Below are 21,001 nucleotides of genomic sequence, written 5' to 3'. Positions count from 1 at the left end.
CAGTCCATTACTTTTTCTTAAATATATTTAATAAATTTGCACCTCTAAACAACAACACGCAACTACTACTTTTTTTATGGCAAAATATCTTAACGAAACATCAAGAACATTTAGCGAATTTTTGCTCATACCGGGTCTTACAACTAAAGAATGTACCCCCGATAATGTATCTTTAAAAACCCCTTTGGTTAAATACAAAAAGGGTGAAAACACAGCCATAGAGCTTAATGTTCCATTTGTATCGGCAATTATGCAGTCGGTATCAGATGATGGCATGGCAATAGCCCTTGCCAAGAACGGCGGACTATCTTTTATATACGGGTCGCAATCAATAACAGAGCAGGCCAACATGGTGCGCAGGGTAAAAAGCCATAAATCGGGCTTTGTTGTAAGTACTGCCAACCTAACTCCAAACGATTATTTAAAAGATGTTATAGCCCTTAAGGCAAAAATGGGGCATAGCACCATTGCCGTTACACACGACGGATCGGCACATGGCAAGCTTTTAGGAATAGTGACCAGCAGGGATTATCGCGTTAGCACCGACGACCCTAACAGCAAAGTGAGCGATTTTATGACTCCATTCGAAAAACTGGTTACCGCTCCGGCAGGCACTACACTTAAAGAGGCAAACGATATTATATGGCAGCACAAGCTTAACAGCCTGCCAATTGTAGATGACGAAGGCAACTTTAAATATTTTGTTTTCAGGAAAGACTACGCAAACCACAAGGATTTTCCTTTAGAATTATCTGACGACGACAAGAAACTTATTGTTGGTGCCGGTATTAATACTAAAGATTATAAAGAAAGGGTTCCTGCCCTTATAGAAGCCGGGGTAGACGTTTTGTGTATCGACTCGAGCGACGGGTTCTCTGAATGGCAAAAAGAAACACTACAGTACATAAAAACCACTTTTGGAGACCACGTTAAAGTGGGCGCAGGAAATGTGGTAGATAAAGACGGCTTTTTATATTTGGTTGAAGCTGGTGCCGATTTTATTAAAGTAGGCGTTGGCGGTGGCTCTATATGCATTACCCGCGAAATGAAAGGTATTGGCCGCGGACAGGCTACTGCACTTATAGAAGTGGCTGCAGCGCGCGATGAATATTTTGAAAAAACAGGTATTTACATTCCTCTATGTAGTGATGGCGGAATAGCACAAGATTATCATATGGTACTTGCACTTGCCATGGGTGCCGACTTTTTAATGATGGGCCGTTATTTTGCCCGTTTTGACGAAAGCCCTACAGAAAAACTGCTTATTAACGGCAGTTATGTAAAAGAATATTGGGGCGAAGGCAGCAACCGTGCCCGCAACTGGCAACGTTATGAAATGGGCGACAGCACCGGAGGATTAAAATTTGAGGAAGGTGTAGACAGCTATGTTCCTTATGCCGGAAGCCTGAAAGACAACCTGAACATTACGTTAGGTAAAATAAAATCTACTATGTGCAGCTGCGGTGTTATAACCTTAGACACCCTTAAAGAAAAAGCAAGCATAACCCTTGTATCATCGGTTAGTATTGTAGAAGGCGGCGCTCACGATGTTATTGTAAAAGAATAAGTTTAGCTAAACTTACAAGTAATAAAAAACTCCGTTATGGCAAACCATAACGGAGTTTTGTTTTTAGGTTATAAACTGAAAAACAACAGTCTCACCAGTTTATACTTTACTAATTTTTAATAACCTTGTGCGAGGTAACTGTACCATCTGCACCCTCTACCGAAAGCAAATAAATACCTGCCAATAGCGCATTTAGGTTTAGCTGATAGCTACTTGCCTCAGCTGCCGACTGCCTTAAAATTACTTTACCCTCCAGACTAAGAACCGTAAGCGTCTTTATAGAGGCTCCACCCGAAATTACAGTAAGCTCGCCACTTGTAGGGTTAGGATAGATGCCTATGGCACTGTTAGCTGTCCTTTCTATAAGGTCGATAGTAATTTCTTTAGGTTGCTCTACAGGTTTAGTCGGTGCGGCAGTGCGTGCTACATAGTTGTTTGTAGTACACCCCTCTATATGAAACCTGTCTTTAGTGCCATACAATGCATCAAAACCATCAAGTAATACTACCTCTTTACCAGCCCTATAAACCACTTCGGTACCTGTACCGCTAATAGTATTATCAGCGTTTATACAGGTATAAGCCTGCTGGTTATCTGTACCTGTTGTAACATCCGTAGTTATAGTCAAGCAATAAGGGCATGGTGGTGATGGGATGCAGTTGTTGAATATTGCATCCGGACCAATATTAGCAGAGGTGTCTTCTCCAATAACGGTTTCTGTACCTAGCAAAAAAGTTCCTATAGCCTGGTACTCATATGAACCCGAAACCGCGTTACCAAAATCAGACTGATCTAATTCAAAACAGAACTGATTACCATCTACTGTAAAAGTATTTACTGTACCAACTACACTCCCCTCTTGTAAAATATTTAGAGTCATTGTTGTTAGAGTTCCTTCAACTGGTGGGTTATCATTATTTATAGGCAGTTGGAATATTCCACATACCTGAATTGGAAAATCAGGACAGTTTGGTACATTTGGATTTACATCAAGATGTACCATAGGAAAAACAGATCTACAGCTTTCAGAAACACAAATATCATCAATGTAAACAGTTCCATAATGTCCCCCTTGTCCACAGTCAGTGATTATAAACTCAAGAGTAGCTTCCTCTCCATTTTCCATACCATCGGTAAATAATCTTCCACATTGCCACCCTGTATATAAAAGTGGTAAATTACCATAAACTACACTATCAAAAGTTTCTGTATCAGATACATCTGCAACAATACACAAATCACTAACAATCTCATGCTGTGCATCATACAATCTAACCATAAAATGAGGCTGATCAATTGGAGTGTGATTAGAAGGGTTCGGATTCTGAAGAATTAATGAGTAGGAAAATGTGATAAAATCACTGTTGACAGGAAATCTTTTTGTCATACGAGTTACACCATAACCTCCAATATTATTGTTCAATTTTATTGCATTAGTACCAGTATGAACTCTTGATATATTTAGATTGGGGTATCCAGATAATATAGGGTCTTCACCATCATTTACCGATATATCATTATTTACCAATGTAATTTGATTATTAAAATCATTAATTGGTATAATTGAATTGGGAATAAATGGGTTCAAATTTAGAGTCTCCAAAGTGATATCGCAATCAAAGTCTAAATTAAGTCCCACATCTCTGAATCTGAATAAATACTCATCCGTAATACCATTTTCGAATCCTCCATTATCACATATGTCAGCCAAAATTGGTATTTCTTCATGATGTAAAGTTGATTTAGTTGTAGCTGAATAATAAAGTTTTCTAAGCTCTCCCTTCTTTGCTTCAAGCAATAAATTACTTAATTCATAGTTCTGAGAATCACCATGAGCTTTCTTCTCATGCTCAAAATCTTCCCTCAACCTCGCCACCCTCTCCGGAGTTAAATCATATTTATTAATATTAGCATCAATAAATGCCTGTATTTCTTTTTCTAAAGCCTGTGCTTTTAGTGTACGTTCTTTTTTAGGCTTGTATTGCCTTGTTACCTGAGCCGATAACTGAAAAAACAACAATAAAAAAGCCACAAGCCATAAGTGCTTTGTGTACTTTCTCATGATTATTGTTTTTTAAGCAGTTGCTGCATTTGGGCTTTTAAGGTTTCTATTTCTTTGTTCTGAGCTTTTAAAAACTCTATCTGCTTGTCCTGTTCTATAAGGTGTAGTGTAAGCTCTTCAATTTTTTCCTGTTGCAGTTTTACAATATTTCCCAGCTCTACACCATCAGCCTCAACCTCTGCCGCCGATGGCATGTTAGGCAGGTGCCCATTATTGGCAATATATTTTTCCGTGTCTTTTAGAGACATCAGTTTATAATCTTTTGCAAAAACATAGTCTGCCCAGCCTGTTTCAATACGTACCCTCATTTGATAGGCTAAGATACCTCCCCTAACAAACAGCCTGTAGGAAGCCGCATCAGAAAAAGTTATTGCCGGAAAATTCCCGAAAACCCCATTACTATCATATCCAATACCCACTTTTTGAGCATTGAATTTTAATTGGGCTGGAGTGGACGATTTGAATTCCCCATAAATAAGTGTACTTGTAGCTGAATTGGCTATATGCAGTTTATCACTACCCGTTTCTAACATACCAGCCCGATATCCTAAAAGCACATTCCTGAAACCCAAATGGGTATTTACATCTCCCCCACCTGCATTAGGCCCTACACAAACATTATAATCTCCTGCTGCATTGTTTCCTGCAAAACGTCCCATGAATACATTATAATTCCCCACATTGGATTGCCCGGATGCTCCAATAAAAGTGTTGTAATTTCCTGTTGAATTTGCACCCGATCCAACACCTAAAAAAGTATTGCTAAGTCCATTAGCATTTTTACCCGATTCGTTCCCTATAAAAATATTATTAACAGCCGTTTCACCTGTAGTGTTTGTAAGGTTACTAAATCTACCAGAGTCAAATCCTAAAAAAATATTATTGGAACCATTTACCGGCGTGCCTTGTGCCCCCTGGCCAGCCTGATATCCTAAAAAAAGGTTAGTACTGCCAGTAGCATATTGCCCGGCACCAAACCCTAAAAAAGTATTATTATTTGTTGTTGTGGTAGTACCTGCATCGCTTCCCACAATAGTATTATGAGTCCCGGTATCTCCACTTCCCGCATTACGGCCTATGTGAACACCATTTATTCCCCCACCTGTACCAGCTCCTGTACCTAAAACCGTTTGCCCATAACTCATGGCAGAGAATAACAGCCCTGCACTTAAAAGAAATTTTGTTTTCATGATAATCTTTATAAACAATTATTTACTTTAATTACAGCAAAACAACACTAAGTTAATACCTCCATTCCCTTTGTTTATTCAATTCCTCTTCCGTTTCTAAAATATCAAGCGGTATAACCTTTAAAAAGCTTGGGTGCTGCTCTATGGCAAATTCTATTTGCTCTACAATTTGCTCTACACTGTCGTTTTCATAATCAATTTTAAGGGGTTCCTTAATTATAAACGACTGCAATATTCCCTTCTTTTTAGTGCGCAGGCCTTTTTTATCGAACGAGCGTCTAAAACCGTCTATAACAATAGGCACAACCAATGGTTTATGCTGTTTTATAATATGTGCCGTACCTTTACGAATAGGTTTAAAAGGCTTGGTAGTACCCTGCGGAAACGTAATTACCCAACCATCATTAAGGGCAATTTTAATATTTTCAGTATCGTTAGGGTTAACATCGCGCTTTACATCAGCGCCTTTAGCCCTCCAGGTTCGTTCTACGGTTATTGCTCCGGCATAAGAGAGTATGCGGGGCAACAATCCGGCTTTCATTGTCTCTTTTGCCGCTACATAATAAATATTAAGCTTGGGTTTCCAAAGGTAACCTACGTTGTTTATATTGTCTTCGCGGCCTTTAAGGCTTGCATTAAACACATGAAACATAGCCACCACATCGGCAAAATAGGTTTGGTGGTTAGAAATAAATAAAACATTGGTTGGTGGCAAATCTCTTATAATCTCAGAACCGTCTATTTTAAGCTGGTTGAAACCACGGTACCGACGATGAGTTAAAGCTCCAAAAAAGAATATTAGCCAACGTTTTAAAAAAAGTATATGCCCGAAAGGATTTCGTTTAAATAAACCCATTATAATTTAAGTGTATAAGTGACACAAAATTACAAAAACCCTGCTATTTTAACGCTATTTTTATGGTTTCTTTAAGTTCGCTTAAAATCATTGCGGTGGCTCCCCATACTATATGCCCTCCCACATTAAAAGCTGGCACCACCACATTGGGAAGATATGATGTTTTCATGTCTACATTTACTATTATGGAGTCATCGAGCAAATCCTTTAAAGGTAGCTCAATCAGACCATCTACCTCCATAGGGTTTATGGTAAATACAGGCTCTTCAGTGGTTATGCCTAAAAATGGGGTAACTAAAAAATTACTTGGCGGTATGTATATTTCGGTAAACTGCTTTACAATATCAATCTCAGTTTGGGCAATACCCACCTCCTCCCAGGTTTCGCGTAATGCAGTATGAGACAAGTCGATATCTTCGGGCTCAGCCTTTCCTCCGGGAAACGATATTTGTGCCGAGTGTATGCCGGGATACGTATTGCGTTTTATAAGCACCAATGTAGCCTCACCATTTTTAGGATAGCAAAGCATCATTACCGCCGAGCACCGTGGGTTGGCTCCTTCCCTGAAATGAGGGTCTAATGAGGGTATCCTTTCCTGTGGAGCCATTTTAATGTGTGCATCAAGTGCAGGTAACGGCTGAGTTGTTATCTTTGGCAGATATTTTGTAAATGTATCGAACAGCATGCTGTAAAATGTAATATAATCCCTAAAGATACTTTATATTAAAACACTATAAAAGCAAAAAGATGTTTAGTAAAGCCGAAGCTCAAAAAATAAAGCACGAATTTTGGGTTGCCTTTGCAGAGGCCTATCCACGTAAATGGCTGTTGTATGACACCAAGATTAAAGATGTATCGTTAAAATTTTATGCCGATAATAAAAAGGCACAGGTAATGTTGGAAATTGCACCTAAAGAAGACCACCTGCGCACTATTTATTATGAAAAAATAGAATCGCTAAAGGCTATTTTGCTGGAAGACTTTTTGCCGGAAGCAGTTTTTGAAAAAGATTTTTACCTGGACACCGGAAAAGCCGTGAGCCGAATATGGGTTGAACTAAATGGTATAAGTATTTTTAATCAGGCAAGCTGGGCAGCTATATTCAGGTTCTTTAACATCCACATGGACCTGTTAGAACGCTTTTTTTATGAATATGAAGATTATATAAAAGATCTTGAGATCAATACATAAGGCAATAAACTAAAAATCCCGATAAGGCTAACCTTATCGGGATTTTATATTGTATGCAAACAATATTATATATGTATAGCCCTGTTCTCTGTAGCAGCAAGTGCAGCTTCTTTTACAGCCTCGGCATATGTTGGATGTGCATGAGACGACCTTGCAATATCTTCGGCAGAAGCTTTAAATTCCATAGCAATTACAGCCTCAGCAATAAGGTCGGCAGTACGTGCACCAATCATGTGTATACCCAAAACCTCATCGGTAGTCGCATCTGCAAGAATTTTCACAAAACCGTCAGTATCCATACTGGCGCGGCTACGCCCTAATGCCTTGAATGGGAAACTACCCGATTTGTAAGCAATGCCGGCTTCTTTTAGTTGCTCTTCGGTTTTGCCCACAGCAGCTACTTCAGGCCATGTATAAACTACACCCGGAATAAGGTTATAATCAATGTGTGGTTTTTGTCCGGCAATAGTCTCGGCAACAAATACACCTTCTTCTTCAGCTTTGTGAGCAAGCATGGCACCTTTTACAACGTCGCCAATGGCATAAATGTTAGAAACGCTTGTTTGTAAATGGTCGTTTACCTCTATCTGGCCTCTTTCGGTAATTTTAACACCTGCTTTTTCGGCATTAAGACCGTCTGTGAATGGACGACGCCCTACTGACACTAATGCATAATCGCCATCAAGCGTAATAGTTTCGCCTTTTGCGTTCTCTGCCTGTACCTGTACATCGGCACCGTTGCGCTCTACCGATTTTACTTTGTGCGATGTATAGAACTTCATGCCCTGTTTTTTAAGCACTTTTGTAAGTTCTTTACTCAATCCGCCATCCATACCCGGAATAATGCGGTCTAAGTATTCTACAACGCTTACCTGTGCGCCAAGACGAAGGTAAACCTGGCCAAGTTCAAGGCCAATTACACCACCACCAATAACGATAAGGTGCTTAGGCACTTCGGTAAGTTTTAAAGCTTCAGTAGACGTGATTATTTTTTCTTTGTCTATTTTAATGAATGGAAGTGAAGATGGTTTAGAACCAGTAGCAATAATACTATATTTAGCTTCTATGGTCTCTTCGGCACCATCGTTTTTGGTAACCTTAATATGGGTAGCATCTTCAAAAGATCCAACGCCTTCAAAAACAGTAATTTTGTTTTTGTCCATAAGGTACTTAATACCGCTCACATTTTGGTCTACAACGCCCTGTTTGCGGGCAATCATTTGCTCAAAGTTTACTTTAATCTCTCCGGCAATATCAATTCCGTGGTCTTTAAAGTGAGACGTTGCATCGTGGTAATGGTGAGACGAGTCTAACAGCGCTTTGCTGGGAATACAGCCTACGTTAAGGCACGTACCGCCAAGGGTTGGATATTTTTCTATAATAGCAGTGTTAAAACCCAACTGTGCAGCGCGGATAGCAGCCACATATCCACCAGGGCCAGAACCTATAACGACAACGTCAAATGAACTCATAATATGTGTTTTTTGTAATATTGATTTTTGTATTGCAAATTTAGCGAAGTTTTTTGTTTAAAGCAGACATAATACCCCACGGTTTTACCGAATTAAAATAAATATAAAATAAAGCATACCTTATTTGCTTAAATGAATATTTAACTGCTTATAATTTGTTTTTATTTAAACTAAAAGCAGCATTTGAATTAAAACTACTAAACCGTTTTAGTAAATAGCAATAAAACAAGTAGGGCTGCCTCTCAGCAGCCCTACTTGTTATTTTTTAGAATTGTAATAGTTCTCTAAAAAAATATACCGCTTGGTATAATGGTTTTTTAACAACTTAAGCTCAGTATTTATATCCATAAGCAATAAATCATTACCGGGTATGCTTACAGGCCAATCAGGTAGGCCTTTTTCGTTTGGATTGCCTGTTTTTATAAAGTTTGAAAAATAGGTCTGTGCATTTTCCGATACTTTTATATCTTCAGGTGTCCATGCATAGACAGGATTTGTCATGAGGTTACCTAAAACATATTCAATATCTGATGCATGGGCAGCACCTACCAATGCATCGGGCATTTTTTTGTCCTCTTTTTTCGCATCTTTTTTCTCACCATCCTTCTTATTGGCATCTTTGGTTATGCCTCCTGCAAGCCCTACTTTACTGTCTTTCCATTCCGGTTTCATAGGCGGCCTTGGCTTAGAAAAATTATAGGCAAACACAGGCGCATATTTACGATGGTCATCGGCCCATTTCCAGGTACTGTACACAATAAAAGTATCGCTGGCAAGTGCGGTTGCCGATGCTACTACCTCTCCTACCGTATTACCCGGATACAACGAAAGCAATTCATCCGATTTATCTCCAAATCTTTCTTTAACCACCTTTTTATAATTTTCGGGTGATGGAAACTGTCCCTGCATAAAAGCTGTATAAGGCATTTCGGCAGATGTCCACCCTACAAGCAGCGGCACTTTAGCCTGCTCCCCCACTGCAAAAATTGCCGATGGCAGGTTGGGTAAAAAATAACCGTCTACCACGGCTCTCGGCTTAAAGTCAATAAATGGATCAGAGCCTATTTCGAGCAGTTTTTCGGCAGTAACCTTACGCATCTCAGCAATGGAAGTAATTCCACTTTTTGCAAATACACGGTCACCAACAGCTTCGCCGTCAGATAGTAGTATTGCCTCGTATGTAGGATTAATCATGGCTCCACTCTGGCCTATCGCACCTGCAATCAGGTTTTTAGATAACGGTGAAACCATGTGAGCTGATACCGATATTGACCCGGCGCTTTCTCCTGCAATAGTAATCCTGTCAGGGTCGCCTCCAAAGGCTGCAATATTTTTCTTTACCCACAGCAAAGCAGCATTTTGATCTAAAAGTCCATAATTGCCCGATGACTGATTAGGCGATTCTTTTGTGAGCTCAGGATGAGAGAAGAAGCCAAAAATGCCAAGCCTGTAATTGAGTGTTACAGTAACGATCCCTCTGGTAGCAAGGCTCTCACCATCATACCTGTTCTCAGAACCATCTCCGGCAACAAAACCGCCACCGTAAAAATAAACCAGCACAGGTAGCTTTTCGGTTGGCTTTTTAGCTGGCGTCCATACGTTTAGATACAAACAGTCTTCGCTCATTTTTGGAGCCCTGAAGATCATATCGCCAAAAACATTTTTTTGCATAGGATAGTTACCAAAAACAGTTGCTTTGCGCACGCCTTTCCAGCCTTTAGGTGGTTGTGGGGCTACCCAGCGCAATTCGTTAACCGGAGGTTGTGCATAAGGTATCCCTAAGTAAGATTGCACTCCTGATGGAAGTGTTTTGCCTTCCAGAGTGCCCTGTGCTACTTTTGCCTGAGGGGCTTTTTGTGCCGTTAATGCCATTGTAAACTGAAACAGTACAGCAAGCAGCAAATATTTTTTTGTCATTGTAATTGTATTGGGTTTTAAACAAATATAATAATTTCAGTTAAGTGATGGTTTGGTGGCGACCATCAGTCTTTAAAGGCTAACGTTACAGTGCTGCCCGTTTGACTTACAGAAACGTAGCTACCCATTATTAAAGCACGGTTATCGGGAGTGTGCCCCGCAGGGAAACCAAAGTAAACAGGATAGCCAAACTGAGCCGTTTGCTCAAGGGTTATTTGATAAGCATCGCGCCCAAAAGGTATGGTAGATTCTTTAATATCAATAAGTGCGCCTACAACCAAAGCTTTGAGGTTAGTCAGCTTGCCAGCACGTTTTAATGATATAAGCATACGGTCGTAATGGTATAGATATTCATCTATGTCTTCTATAAAAAGTATTTTACCATCAGTATCTATTTCTGATCCTGAACCTATAGTTGCATACAGCATAGAAAGGTTGCCCCCCACAAGAGTGCCACTGACTGACTGATTTGCAGACCTGTTATGTTCGTGTGCTTTGAAGTCATAAGAAAGACTTTCTCCAAAAATAGCTTTACTGATACCTCCTATAGAGTCAGGGGTACTTTTTGCATAACCCTGTAGCATAACTGCGTGCAGCGATTGAATGCCAAAATTGTGAATATGGCTGTGCAGCAAGGTAATATCGCTGTAACCAATTAACCACTTAGGTTTTTGTTTAAACGCAGTGAAATCTATATCATCGATAATTCGTAGTGTACCGTAGCCGCCCTTTGTAAAAAAGACAGCTTTAATACTGCTGTCATCCAGCATTTTCTGAAGATCGGCAGCGCGCTCTTCATCTGTTCCGGCAAGAAAACCATCTGTACTAAAGGCGTGATTGCCAATAACAGGCTGCAAGTCCCATTTTTTTAATGTCGCGATGGCCTCTTCGATCTCTTCGGGCTCTGTGCGTTTGGCAGTGCTGACCACAGCTACTTTATCGTTTGGTTTTAGGTATGGCGGGGTTATCATTTTATCTAAAGTCTGATATTTAATATCTTTAAGTCTAATCTCTGAGGTCTGTCTTCTATACCCTGTTACAGGCAATCATTCGGTCGTTGCCATACATATCCTGCCTTAAAATCACATTACTGTAGCCGGCTGCTTCGAGCATTTGCACCGTTTCTTTACCTAAATATTGATTGATCTCAAAATACAGTTTGCCACCCACCGGAAGGCTATCTTTTGCCAGCGAGGCAATTTTCCTGTAAAAGATAAGTGCATCGTTATCATCTACAAACAGGGCAAGATGTGGCTCATATACCAAAACATTATGCCTTATTTCTGCCTTTTCAAGATTGCGCACGTAAGGCGGATTAGAAACAACAACATCGAACTGTTGCGGCAGAGCCTCTGCCTTAAGTATATCCTGTTGTACAAATGTTAGATTTACATTGTTTGTCATGGCATTTTTTTTGGCAAGGGTCAATGCTTCATTGCTTACATCTATAGCAAACACCTGTGCGTTAGGCAGGTTTTTAGCCAGCGATATGGCAATACAACCAGACCCTGTGCCAATATCTAAAATAGTGATGTTTGCCCTGTTCTTATTTTCATGAATGATCCATTCTACCAACTCTTCAGTTTCCGGCCTCGGAATGAGCGTACTGCTGTTTACTTCAAAATCCAGTCCATAAAAATGGGCATGTCCAAAAATATACTGTATGGGTTTTTGGCTTTCAAGCTGTTGCAGGACATCATTCCATTTTTCTATTTCATCCTGATGTAGTTCGGCCTGTGGATTTAGGGCAACATCTACCCTTTTCCAGCCTTTTAATTCCTGCAGGGCAATAGAAAAGAAACTCTCGGCTTCCATTACATCATATAAAGGAGCGAGTTTTTGTATAAAATGATCGCGGTATTGTTTAAGTAACATTTTAGTTTTTAGGCATCCGGCTATAATGCCCCGGATAAGGCAATGTACAACAAAATTTTAATACCAAAATATAAAAAAGTACGAAGAAAGTTGTTTTTATTGCGTCTGATAACAGGAAAACCATTGTTAATAAAAGTGTAATATTTTTGCAGAAAATAATAACAATAAAATTTGCAGAAAATTATATTTTGCAATAATTATGCAACCAACAAAAAAGCAATAATGCCCATGAAAATGCACAGGGACATCCTTGTTATAGAGGACGATGAAGACGACAGGGATATTTTGCAGGAAATATTTAGAGACCTTGGCTACAAAAACAATCTTGTTTTTTTTGCTGACAGTACCGAGGCACTGCAATATATAAGGAGGCCGGATATTGAACCTTTTATTATAATATCTGACATTAATATGCCCAAGCTTGGAGGTTTTGAGCTGCGCAATATTATTTTAGAAGAAGAGCTTTTAAGCGATAAAGACATTCCGTATATTTTTATCAGTAACGCACAGGACGAATACAGTATAAAGCAGGCAAACAAGCTTTCTATACAGGGCTATATTCATAAAGGCACTGACTACAATAAATACAAAGAAAAGATACGCAACCTTATAGACTACTGGAAAGAGAACATTAATAATTTCTCATCTAAGAATGGGTAAAATTATACTCCAAAATATTTCATATTGTAAGTTCCTGCTATTTCTTTAATCAAATAAAAAAGCAAAAGAGTGCATGTTCCATTTTTAAATTTCTCATTAAAGCGCAAAAAAGTTTTTACTGCTATTGGAGCATGTTTTTGAGTGAATGTTACTTTTTCATCGCCAATCGTTCCCCACCACTCAATATCATAGAAGCCATCGAAAGTATTCGTTTTCTTCCCCTTTAAGTCAATAAATAACTTAGGTAAAAACATATCTCCTCTGTAATTTCTTTTAAATATAAATATATCTTTTTTCATAATTTCGACAATTAAAATCAAAAAAGCCCTTTCGGGCTTTTTAAATTATACAGGCTCTACAACGGGTCCGTCCCACTCCATTATGCCGCCTTCAAGATTATAGGCTTTCTCAAAACCTAACTGGCTCATAATGTTGCAGGCATTACCGCTGCGCATGCCACTGCGGCAGTACACATAGTAGGTTTTGCTTTTATCGAGTTGCTCTACCTCATCTATAAAGCCCTGCCCTTTATAATAATCTATATGTATGGCTCCGGGAATAATCCCCTGGTGCCACTCTTCGGGGGTACGCACATCGAGTACTACAGCATCGCTGTCCTGCTGTGACTGATCCCACCATTGTTGCTGGTCTAAATTCATTTATAAAATATTTTTTCCAAAGGTATTATGCTTTTATAGAACAGCCAATAGCTTTAGTTTCTTTTACAGTTACATCTTTACCTTTAAGCAATGCATCTACGGCATTCTCTACATATTTTTGTTTTACTGCGGCAGCATCTTCATAGTTATCGTCTACAGCTCCTATGTATTTTACTACATTGCCTTTAGCCGTTTTTTGAAGCACATATACGTGAGGGGTTTTGGTAGCTCCATACTGAGGATATATTTTTTGACCTTCGTCAAACAGGTACGGAAAAGTAAACTGCTTTGCTTTTGCCTTTTCCTGCATTTTTGCAAAACTGTCTTCTTTTTGTTTCTCAGGATTGTTAGGGTTTATAGCTACTACAGGATATCCCAGTGCTTTATATTTTTTATCGAGAGCAATTATCCTGTCTTCATAAGCCTGTGCATAAGGGCAGTGGTTGCAGGTAAAAACCACTATGTATCCTTTGCTCGCCTTTACATCTTTTAAAGATACCATTTTGCCATCAACATTTTTAAGGCTGAAATCGGTAGCTATATCGCCCACTTTGTAACCTGCCGGAGCAGTGTCTGCTTTAAAAGCGGCAAGAGCACCCACTAATAAAAAAAGGGCGAAGAACTGTATTTTTTTCATTTTACGTTTATTTTGATTGTTATTTAAAGTTACTGATCTCTTTTTCCAGTTCGTCATAAGTAAACGAACGTTCATAAAATTTGCGGGCATCACTGTTGTAAATTACCGTTGCCGGTATTGCCCCGCTCCATGTGCTGTCTACTTTAGGTATCCACGCATCTGCATCGGTGTCACGCAGTAAAAGTACCTGGCTTTTTAAACGTTTTTCTGTTATAAATGGCAATAGTTTTTTTTCTATCATTTTAGCCATATCAAGGCTAACGAGTATAACCTTAACCTTATTGGCTTTATATTTAGCATTTATTTTTTCAAAATGAGGCAACTCTTCCACACACGGCACACACCATGTAGCCCAAAAGTTAACTACATAGGTAGTATCGTTCTTTTGCTTTAAAAAATATTCAAGCCCGGCATAGTCATAAGCAGGCACACTAACGGTATCATTAGTATATATTTTTAAAGGTGTTGGCAGTTTAGGTGCAACTATAGTGTCTTTGACTGCTACGGCTGTTGTATCCGGCTGTTCTTTTTCTTCTTCGCCGCTTTCTTTTTTGCAGCAAACCAAAGTCAGCACACTAAAAATCAGTACTGCAAACAGGCTGTATCTCTTTATATAGGTATCTAAATATATCATAGCCATAAAATTACCCCCTATTTAAAAGCACTTTTTTACATTAACAAAATATTAACAGGTATTTATATTGCAGATACTAAAAACCAACATACATTTGTATATACAAATATTGTAGATACAAATTTTACATTAGTAACTATAACAAATGTAACAATGAAGATTGAAGACGTAATAAAATCAGGTAAAATGACACTTTATAAAAAAGTGGTCATGAATGTTATGTACACCAACAGCATTGTTGCAGAGAATGTAAATGAGGCTATGAAAGGCTACGACCTTTCGCCAGAGCAGTTTAATGTTTTGCGCATTTTGCGCGGACAAAAAGGTAAACCTGCAAACATGTGTGTAATACAGGAGCGCATGATAGCCAAAACAAGCAATACTACCCGACTTGTAGACAAACTGTTGCTTAAAGGGCTTGTGAGCAGAGAGGTTTGTGCAGATAACCGCCGCAAAATGGAAATATCGATAACGCAAAAAGGCCTGGATTTGCTTGAAGAACTGGATCCGGTGGTTGAAGAAAACGAAATGAAATTTGCCAAGAACCTTACTCCGGAAGAATTAGAACAATTAAACATCCTGCTTGAAAAATACAGGACATTATAAATAATAAAGACCAAACCATTATGACACAGTATATAGACGGCCTTAACTGGCGTTATGCAGTGAAAAAATATGATACTGCAAAAAAAGTATCGGCACAGGACATAGATTTTTTAAAAGAGGCGGTTCGCCTTAGCGTATCATCTGTAGGATTACAGCCGTATAAAGTAATTATTGTAGAAACACAGGAGGTTAAAGAACGCCTTGCAGAAGCTGCAAGTGGCAACAACAAAAATCTTTTTGCCGATGCATCGCATCTGTTTATCTTTGCTAATGAGCTGAATGTGGGCGAAGGCCATGTGGATGCCTACATGGATAATGTTAGCGAACAGCGTGGTGTTGCACGTGAAGCGTTGAACGGCTTTAGCGATTATATCAATGGCTTTTTAAACACCCTTACCGAAGAACAAAAAAATATATGGACTGCAAAACAGTCTTATATAGCGCTTTCTACCCTTATAAATAGCGCAGCACTTTTAAAAATAGACGCCACCCCTATGGAAGGCTTTGATGCTGCAAAGGTAAACCAGATACTGGGTCTTGAAGACCGTGGCCTTAATGCAGCTGTTATTGCCTCTATAGGATACCGCCACGACGAAGACGCCCAGCAGCACGCAAAAAAAGTGCGTAAACCGAACGAACAATTATTTATTACTCTTTAATATATTTATCCTAATTTAATTTTAACAACAAGATGAAAAATTTAAAATCAATTGCAATTGCATTATTTGTTGCTGCTACTACACTTACAGCTACAGCACAGGACAAAAAAATCAACACCTCTAAAAGCTCTATTGCATGGGTTGGTAAAAAGGTAACAGGCCAACATAGCGGTACTGTAAACTTTAAAGATGGTGCCCTTACTTACAAAAGCAACAAACTTACAGGCGGTACTTTTACAATAGACATGACTTCTATTGCTGTGACTGACCTTAAAGCTGGTGAAGGTAAAGAGAAACTGGAAGGACACCTTAAAGCTGAAGACTTTTTTGGTACAGATAAATTTGCTACATCTAAACTTGTTTTCACATCTGTAAAACTTAAAGCTACTAACGTTTACACTGTAACTGCAGATCTTACAATAAAAGGCATTACTAAACCGGTAACTTTTGACCTTACTGTAGCTAAAAACACTGCAAAAACTACATTTAATATAGACAGAACTAAATATGACATCAAATATGGTTCTAAAAGCTTCTTTGAAGGCATTGGAGACAAAGCTATCTATGATGACTTTGAAGTTACTGTAAACTTACAATTCTAATTTTTAGGTTTAAATTTGAATTTGTTAAGGCGTCCAAAGTTTTGGACGCCTTTTTTGTTTAATCAATATTTTCAATGGTTTACGTAGATTATTATTAGTATTCCCGATATGATTTCATCTACTCGAAACAAAGTAGCACAATTCATTTCTACAAAATAATACACAAAAAAATTTGGTCAGTAAAGATCACTTCGCTAACTTTGAAATATGATTTTACGATCTCAAAATATCGCAACAAATTTTTGGTGGTGGCAGTCTACTTTTTAGTGACTGTTGCCTAACTATGTATATATACCTCATTAAGTACTAACGGCCTGTCACATATTGACAGGCCGTTTTCTTTTATCCAAAAATTACTCCACTAAAATGAATATACACACTCAAACTTATAACTTTAATGCCGACCTGCATACTGCCGTTGGGCTATACATGGGATTGCGCAATCACTATCGTAAGCCCTGCCTGCTGGAAGGAAACGATTATCATTCGCGTGCCGACAGTACTTCCTACATTGGGCTCGATCCTATTATAGAGATCACTGTTAACAACAACAGCATTACTGTTTTGGTAAATGGTACAAAAGCAGCACACCCTATTACAGACAGGCGAAAAGTTACCCAACAAATAAAAAAACTTATAGACGGCTATACATTTGTAAGTCCGTCTGCGCACAATGCTTTTTTAAGCTATTTTAGTTTCGAATATGCCCATTTTGAGGAAGCTATTACCAACGAAAACAGCACTGATAATGGTGTACCCCTCGCCCACTTCATCCTGTTTAAGTATCTTGTAGTACTCGACCATTTTCATGACACAGGGCATATACTTTATAATTCGTTTGACGGTATTACATTGCCTGACAGTCATTTTGAAGATATTTTGCGCAGGCAGTCTTTTACACTTTTGCCATTTGAAGTAACAGGTGAAGAAAAAACACCGATAAGCAACAACGAATTTATAGAGCTTGTAAACAAATCTAAAGAGCATATTTACAGGGGCGATGTTTTTCAGCTTGTGGTGTCAAGGCCATTCTCGCAACAGTTTTTTGGAGACGACTTCGAGGTATATCGCCAGCTTAGAAGGCTAAACCCATCTCCATACCTTTTTTATGCAGATATGGAATCATACCGCCTGATGGGTTCAAGTCCTGAAACCCAAATAAGCCTAAACAATGGCAAAGCATCCATACACCCTATTGCAGGCACGGTGCGCAAAAGCGGCGATGCCGCAGCCGACCTGCTCAGTACCCAGGCACTGCTCAATGACGAAAAGGAAAACGCAGAACACACCATGCTCGTAGATCTTGCCCGTAACGACCTTAGTAAATACTGCAAAGACGTGCATATAGAACTTTATAAAGAGGTACAGAATTTTTCGCATGTAATCCATTTAGTATCTAAGGTTACAGGCAATGCCGAAGATACCGATGCGCTTTCGCTTTTTGCAGGGACATTTCCTGCAGGAACATTATCCGGCACGCCAAAACCAAAAGCCTTACAGCTTATAAACCAGTACGAAAAAGAACAACGTGGCTACTATGGCGGTGCGATAGGTTTTTTAGGCAGCAATGGCAACATTAATCTGGCCATTGTAATACGCAGTATTTTAAGCAAAAACAACGAACTGCATTACCGTGCAGGCGCAGGTGTGGTAATAGACTCTGTACCCGAAAACGAACTACAGGAAGTAAACAACAAACTTGGAGCCGTTCGCCGAGCCATTGCAGCAGCAGGTTCCAAAACTTTATAAACTTTCAACTTTACAACTTTAGACATTTAAACACATTTTATGAAAGTAGGTGTAATAGATAATTTTGATTCTTTTGTATATAATCTTGTGCGCTATGTGCGCGAGGTAGACGGTGTAGAAGTAATAGTACAGCGCAACAATGATGTTGATTATGAAGAGCTTGACAGTTGCGATGCCATACTGCTATCACCCGGGCCGGGCATACCGAGCGAAGCAGGCGAATTGCTGAATGTAATTTCGCGCTATTCGGGCAAAAAGAAAATGCTTGGCGTTTGCCTTGGGCATCAGGCTATAGCCGAGGTTTTTGGCGGCACTTTAGAGCAGTGCCCCCAACCCGTACACGGAAAAGCCAGCACGATGCAGCTTTTAAAACCCGATTCGCTTTTTAACGGACTACCCGATGCTATGCCTGTAGGACGTTATCATAGCTGGAAAATTACAGCAGATAACAACCCGTTATTAGAAGTAACTGCACAAACAGAAGATGGTGTGGTAATGGCATTTCGTCACACGGTGCACGATACCAAAGGCGTACAGTTTCATCCCGAATCGATATTAACCCCTCAGGGCCGACAAATGATAGAGAACTGGATAAGGGAATAAAGCCTCACCCCCAACCCCTCTCCAAAGGAGAGGGGGCAGCTACACTCATACTTGCAACAAAATGTATTTGTACCTGTCATTTCCTACCCTCTCCTTTAGAGAGGCTGGGACGAGGCCTAAAAAGCAAATTATGAATTTTATATTACGATAAATACCCCAAAAATTACACTAAATAAGACATAAGTGTAGCTGCTCCCCTCTCCTTTGGATAGGGGCAGGGGGGTGAGGCCAAAACAAATTTTAAATTACGGGCTGCATTAATTAACCCTGTGTATCTCTGTGCCTCCTTTGTGAGGCTCTGTGAAATAACTACCATGAAAAACATACTCCAAAAAATAATAGGTCGTGCCCAACTCACTAAAGATGAGGCTTACCAATGCATGCTTGCCATAGGCAATGGCGAGCTGCACGATGCGCAAACCGTTGCTGTAATGGCCGGGATACAAATGCGTGGGCTGCAACTTGATGAACTTAACGGATTCCGGGAGGCATTGCTGGAACTCGCGCTCCCTATGCATTTTGATATTGATCAAAGTATAGATGTTTGCGGCACCGGCGGCGATGGCAAGAACACCTTTAATATTTCTACCAGTACGGCTTTTGTGCTGGCCTCTATGGGTTACAAAGTAGTAAAACATGGCAACTATGGGGTGAGCTCACTTTGTGGGTCGAGCAATGTATTAGAATCATTAGGCTACACATTTACAAATAACAAAGATGTACTGCAACGCCAGCTTGACCATGCCAATATATGCTTTATGCACGCACCTCTTTTTCATCCTGCGCTAAAAGCTGTGGCACCACTGCGAAAAGCTCTTGGTATTGCTACATTTTTTAACAGCATGGGGCCTTTGGTCAACCCTGCCCATCCCACGCATCAGCTATCGGGTACTTATTCGCTCGAATTGGCAAAGCAGTACCAGCACGTACTGCGTTCTGACCGTGAAAACTTTACCATACTGCACGGCATGGATGGTTTTGATGAGCTAACCTTTATAGGTGCAACCCGCATTTTAGGAAAGGAACGCGACGAAATAATTAACAACAGTCCAAAAGTTATCGGCATAGCGTTACAGCAAATATCAGGTGGAAATACCGTTAAAGACTCAGCTACGATATTGGTTAATGTATTACAGGGTAAAGGCACAGAGCCGCAAAATATAGTGCTTGCAGGCAATGTGGCACTGGCATTACAAACTTTTGATCCTGAAAAAAGTTTTGAAACTGCCTTTGCCGAAGCTCATGAAGCTATACTTACAGGCAGGGCTATAGATCACCTTAAAAAAATATCGGCATGAATGTATTAGAACAAATAGTGGCTAACAAACGTCGTGAGGTAGCCCTGCTGCAACAGGATTTTTCTGTTGATTATTTTCGTGAAAGTGAAAATTTCAGCCGAGAATCGGTTTCCTTAAAACAGAGCATTATAAATTCAGGTTTTGGCATAATTGCCGAAATTAAACGTAAGTCACCCAGCGGAGGCGATATTAAAACCGGATTAAATGTGGCTGAGCAGGCACTTTTCTATGAGCAAAACGGTGCTTCGGGCATATCAATATTAACTGATAGCGATTATTTTGGCGGAAGTATTAATGATATTACAACTGCCCGAAATAAGGTAAGTTTGCCCCTGCTACGCAAAGAATTCATTATAGATGAAATACAACTCTATGAGGCTAAAGCTGCAGGAGCCGATGCGGTACTGCTCATTGCTGCGGTATTGAATCATGACGAAGCCAATTTTCTTACCCTTACCGCTCATACCCTAGGATTAGAGGTTTTATTCGAAATACATACCGAACAGGAAATTGACCTGATACCTATGCATGCCGACCTTGTAGCTGTAAACAACCGCGATCTTAAGGCACAGCAAACATCTTTACAGCATTCTTTTAACCTTATTGGTCAGTTGCCAAAGCACATCCCGGTAATATCGGCATCAGGAATAAAAACACGCGAAGATATCGAGACTTTAAGAAAGGCAGGTTTTAGCGGTGCTTTGATAGGTGAAAGCATTTTGCGCGAAGGCCATTTGGCAGAACTAACCCGAAAACTATAAGTT

The 21,001-nt window shown here is 39.6% G+C and carries 22 protein-coding genes; 10 read left to right on the top strand and 12 right to left on the bottom strand.

What is annotated here, in order from left to right; all coding sequences use genetic code 11:
* Positions 1–76: 76 nt before the first annotated feature.
* Positions 77–1,567, top strand: a complete 1,491-nt coding sequence (locus GR160_RS02005; protein ID WP_160748157.1) for an IMP dehydrogenase — start codon at positions 77–79, stop codon at positions 1,565–1,567.
* A gap of 109 nt (positions 1,568–1,676) precedes the next feature.
* On the opposite strand, the gene GR160_RS02000 is transcribed toward GR160_RS02005, so the two are convergent.
* The 4 genes from GR160_RS02000 to GR160_RS01985 are packed head-to-tail and all read right to left on the bottom strand — an operon-like array spanning position 1,677 to position 6,360.
* The gene (locus tag GR160_RS02000) at positions 1,677–3,629 is read right to left on the bottom strand and encodes a T9SS type A sorting domain-containing protein (protein WP_160748156.1); all 1,953 of its coding nucleotides are present in this window, start codon (positions 3,627–3,629) and stop codon (positions 1,677–1,679) included.
* 2 nt (positions 3,630–3,631) lie between these two features.
* Positions 3,632–4,819 carry a hypothetical protein gene (locus GR160_RS01995; RefSeq protein ID WP_160748155.1) on the bottom strand — a complete coding sequence of 396 codons (1,188 nt, stop codon included), beginning with the start codon at positions 4,817–4,819 and terminating at the stop codon, positions 3,632–3,634.
* Between the two features lie 52 nt (positions 4,820–4,871).
* Positions 4,872–5,675: a 1-acyl-sn-glycerol-3-phosphate acyltransferase gene (locus tag GR160_RS01990; protein ID WP_160748154.1), complete on the bottom strand. Its 804-nt coding sequence runs from the start codon at positions 5,673–5,675 to the stop codon at positions 4,872–4,874.
* Between the two features lie 43 nt (positions 5,676–5,718).
* Positions 5,719–6,360, bottom strand: a complete 642-nt coding sequence (locus GR160_RS01985; RefSeq protein WP_160748153.1) for a CoA pyrophosphatase — start codon at positions 6,358–6,360, stop codon at positions 5,719–5,721.
* Between the two features lie 62 nt (positions 6,361–6,422).
* Between GR160_RS01985 and GR160_RS01980 the strand changes: the two genes are divergently transcribed.
* Positions 6,423–6,866 carry a DUF4268 domain-containing protein gene (locus GR160_RS01980; RefSeq protein ID WP_160748152.1) on the top strand — a complete coding sequence of 148 codons (444 nt, stop codon included), beginning with the start codon at positions 6,423–6,425 and terminating at the stop codon, positions 6,864–6,866.
* A gap of 65 nt (positions 6,867–6,931) precedes the next feature.
* Here the strand turns inward: GR160_RS01980 and lpdA are convergent, their stop codons facing one another.
* The 4 genes from lpdA to prmC all read right to left on the bottom strand — a co-directional run bounded on the left by lpdA (position 6,932) and on the right by prmC (position 12,130).
* On the bottom strand, positions 6,932–8,338 hold the full coding sequence (gene lpdA, locus GR160_RS01975; protein ID WP_160748151.1) for a dihydrolipoyl dehydrogenase: 1,407 nt from the start codon (positions 8,336–8,338) through the stop codon (positions 6,932–6,934).
* Between the two features lie 258 nt (positions 8,339–8,596).
* Positions 8,597–10,255, bottom strand: coding sequence for a carboxylesterase/lipase family protein (locus GR160_RS01970; RefSeq protein WP_160748150.1), 1,659 nt, complete (start codon positions 10,253–10,255; stop codon positions 8,597–8,599).
* A 65-nt stretch (positions 10,256–10,320) separates the two neighbouring features.
* Positions 10,321–11,226 carry an LD-carboxypeptidase gene (locus GR160_RS01965; protein WP_160748149.1) on the bottom strand — a complete coding sequence of 302 codons (906 nt, stop codon included), beginning with the start codon at positions 11,224–11,226 and terminating at the stop codon, positions 10,321–10,323.
* A 55-nt stretch (positions 11,227–11,281) separates the two neighbouring features.
* On the bottom strand, positions 11,282–12,130 hold the full coding sequence (gene prmC / locus GR160_RS01960; RefSeq protein WP_160748148.1) for a peptide chain release factor N(5)-glutamine methyltransferase: 849 nt from the start codon (positions 12,128–12,130) through the stop codon (positions 11,282–11,284).
* Between the two features lie 228 nt (positions 12,131–12,358).
* Between prmC and GR160_RS01955 the strand changes: the two genes are divergently transcribed.
* Positions 12,359–12,790 carry a response regulator gene (locus GR160_RS01955; RefSeq protein WP_237421156.1) on the top strand — a complete coding sequence of 144 codons (432 nt, stop codon included), beginning with the start codon at positions 12,359–12,361 and terminating at the stop codon, positions 12,788–12,790.
* A gap of 2 nt (positions 12,791–12,792) precedes the next feature.
* Here GR160_RS01955 and GR160_RS01950 read toward each other — a convergent pair whose 3' ends face one another.
* From GR160_RS01950 to GR160_RS01935, 4 genes are read right to left on the bottom strand one after another with little or no spacing between them, the layout of a single operon-like run.
* A complete protein-coding gene (locus GR160_RS01950) occupies positions 12,793–13,089 on the bottom strand; it encodes a hypothetical protein (protein WP_160748147.1) in 297 nt (98 codons plus the stop codon).
* A 45-nt stretch (positions 13,090–13,134) separates the two neighbouring features.
* Positions 13,135–13,449 carry a rhodanese-like domain-containing protein gene (locus tag GR160_RS01945; protein ID WP_160748146.1) on the bottom strand — a complete coding sequence of 105 codons (315 nt, stop codon included), beginning with the start codon at positions 13,447–13,449 and terminating at the stop codon, positions 13,135–13,137.
* A 25-nt stretch (positions 13,450–13,474) separates the two neighbouring features.
* Complete coding sequence (locus GR160_RS01940; protein ID WP_160748145.1) at positions 13,475–14,086, bottom strand: thioredoxin family protein; 612 nt, start codon at positions 14,084–14,086, stop codon at positions 13,475–13,477.
* Between the two features lie 19 nt (positions 14,087–14,105).
* Positions 14,106–14,726 carry a TlpA family protein disulfide reductase gene (locus GR160_RS01935; RefSeq protein ID WP_237421155.1) on the bottom strand — a complete coding sequence of 207 codons (621 nt, stop codon included), beginning with the start codon at positions 14,724–14,726 and terminating at the stop codon, positions 14,106–14,108.
* Positions 14,727–14,873: 147 nt separating this feature from the next.
* Here GR160_RS01935 and GR160_RS01930 point away from each other — a divergent pair, with 147 nt between their 5' ends.
* From GR160_RS01930 to GR160_RS01900, 7 genes are all read left to right on the top strand, one after another.
* Positions 14,874–15,326, top strand: coding sequence for a MarR family winged helix-turn-helix transcriptional regulator (locus GR160_RS01930; RefSeq protein WP_160748143.1), 453 nt, complete (start codon positions 14,874–14,876; stop codon positions 15,324–15,326).
* A gap of 20 nt (positions 15,327–15,346) precedes the next feature.
* Positions 15,347–15,985 carry an NAD(P)H-dependent oxidoreductase gene (locus tag GR160_RS01925; RefSeq protein WP_160748142.1) on the top strand — a complete coding sequence of 213 codons (639 nt, stop codon included), beginning with the start codon at positions 15,347–15,349 and terminating at the stop codon, positions 15,983–15,985.
* A 32-nt stretch (positions 15,986–16,017) separates the two neighbouring features.
* A complete protein-coding gene (locus tag GR160_RS01920) occupies positions 16,018–16,587 on the top strand; it encodes a YceI family protein (RefSeq protein WP_160748141.1) in 570 nt (189 codons plus the stop codon).
* Between the two features lie 366 nt (positions 16,588–16,953).
* Positions 16,954–18,336: an anthranilate synthase component I family protein gene (locus tag GR160_RS01915; protein WP_160748140.1), complete on the top strand. Its 1,383-nt coding sequence runs from the start codon at positions 16,954–16,956 to the stop codon at positions 18,334–18,336.
* Between the two features lie 39 nt (positions 18,337–18,375).
* Positions 18,376–18,939: an aminodeoxychorismate/anthranilate synthase component II gene (locus GR160_RS01910; RefSeq protein WP_160748139.1), complete on the top strand. Its 564-nt coding sequence runs from the start codon at positions 18,376–18,378 to the stop codon at positions 18,937–18,939.
* Between the two features lie 314 nt (positions 18,940–19,253).
* The gene (gene trpD, locus GR160_RS01905; protein WP_160748138.1) at positions 19,254–20,237 is read left to right on the top strand and encodes an anthranilate phosphoribosyltransferase; all 984 of its coding nucleotides are present in this window, start codon (positions 19,254–19,256) and stop codon (positions 20,235–20,237) included.
* Complete coding sequence (locus GR160_RS01900) at positions 20,234–20,998, top strand: indole-3-glycerol-phosphate synthase (protein ID WP_160748137.1); 765 nt, start codon at positions 20,234–20,236, stop codon at positions 20,996–20,998. Before trpD ends, GR160_RS01900 begins: the two co-directional genes overlap by 4 nt.
* Positions 20,999–21,001: the final 3 nt, after the last annotated feature.

The organism is Flavobacterium sp. Sd200 (genome assembly GCF_009826935.1).
In the GTDB taxonomy this organism is placed as follows: Bacteria; Bacteroidota; Bacteroidia; order Flavobacteriales; family Flavobacteriaceae; genus Flavobacterium.
This window is presented reverse-complemented; position numbering and strand designations above follow the sequence as displayed.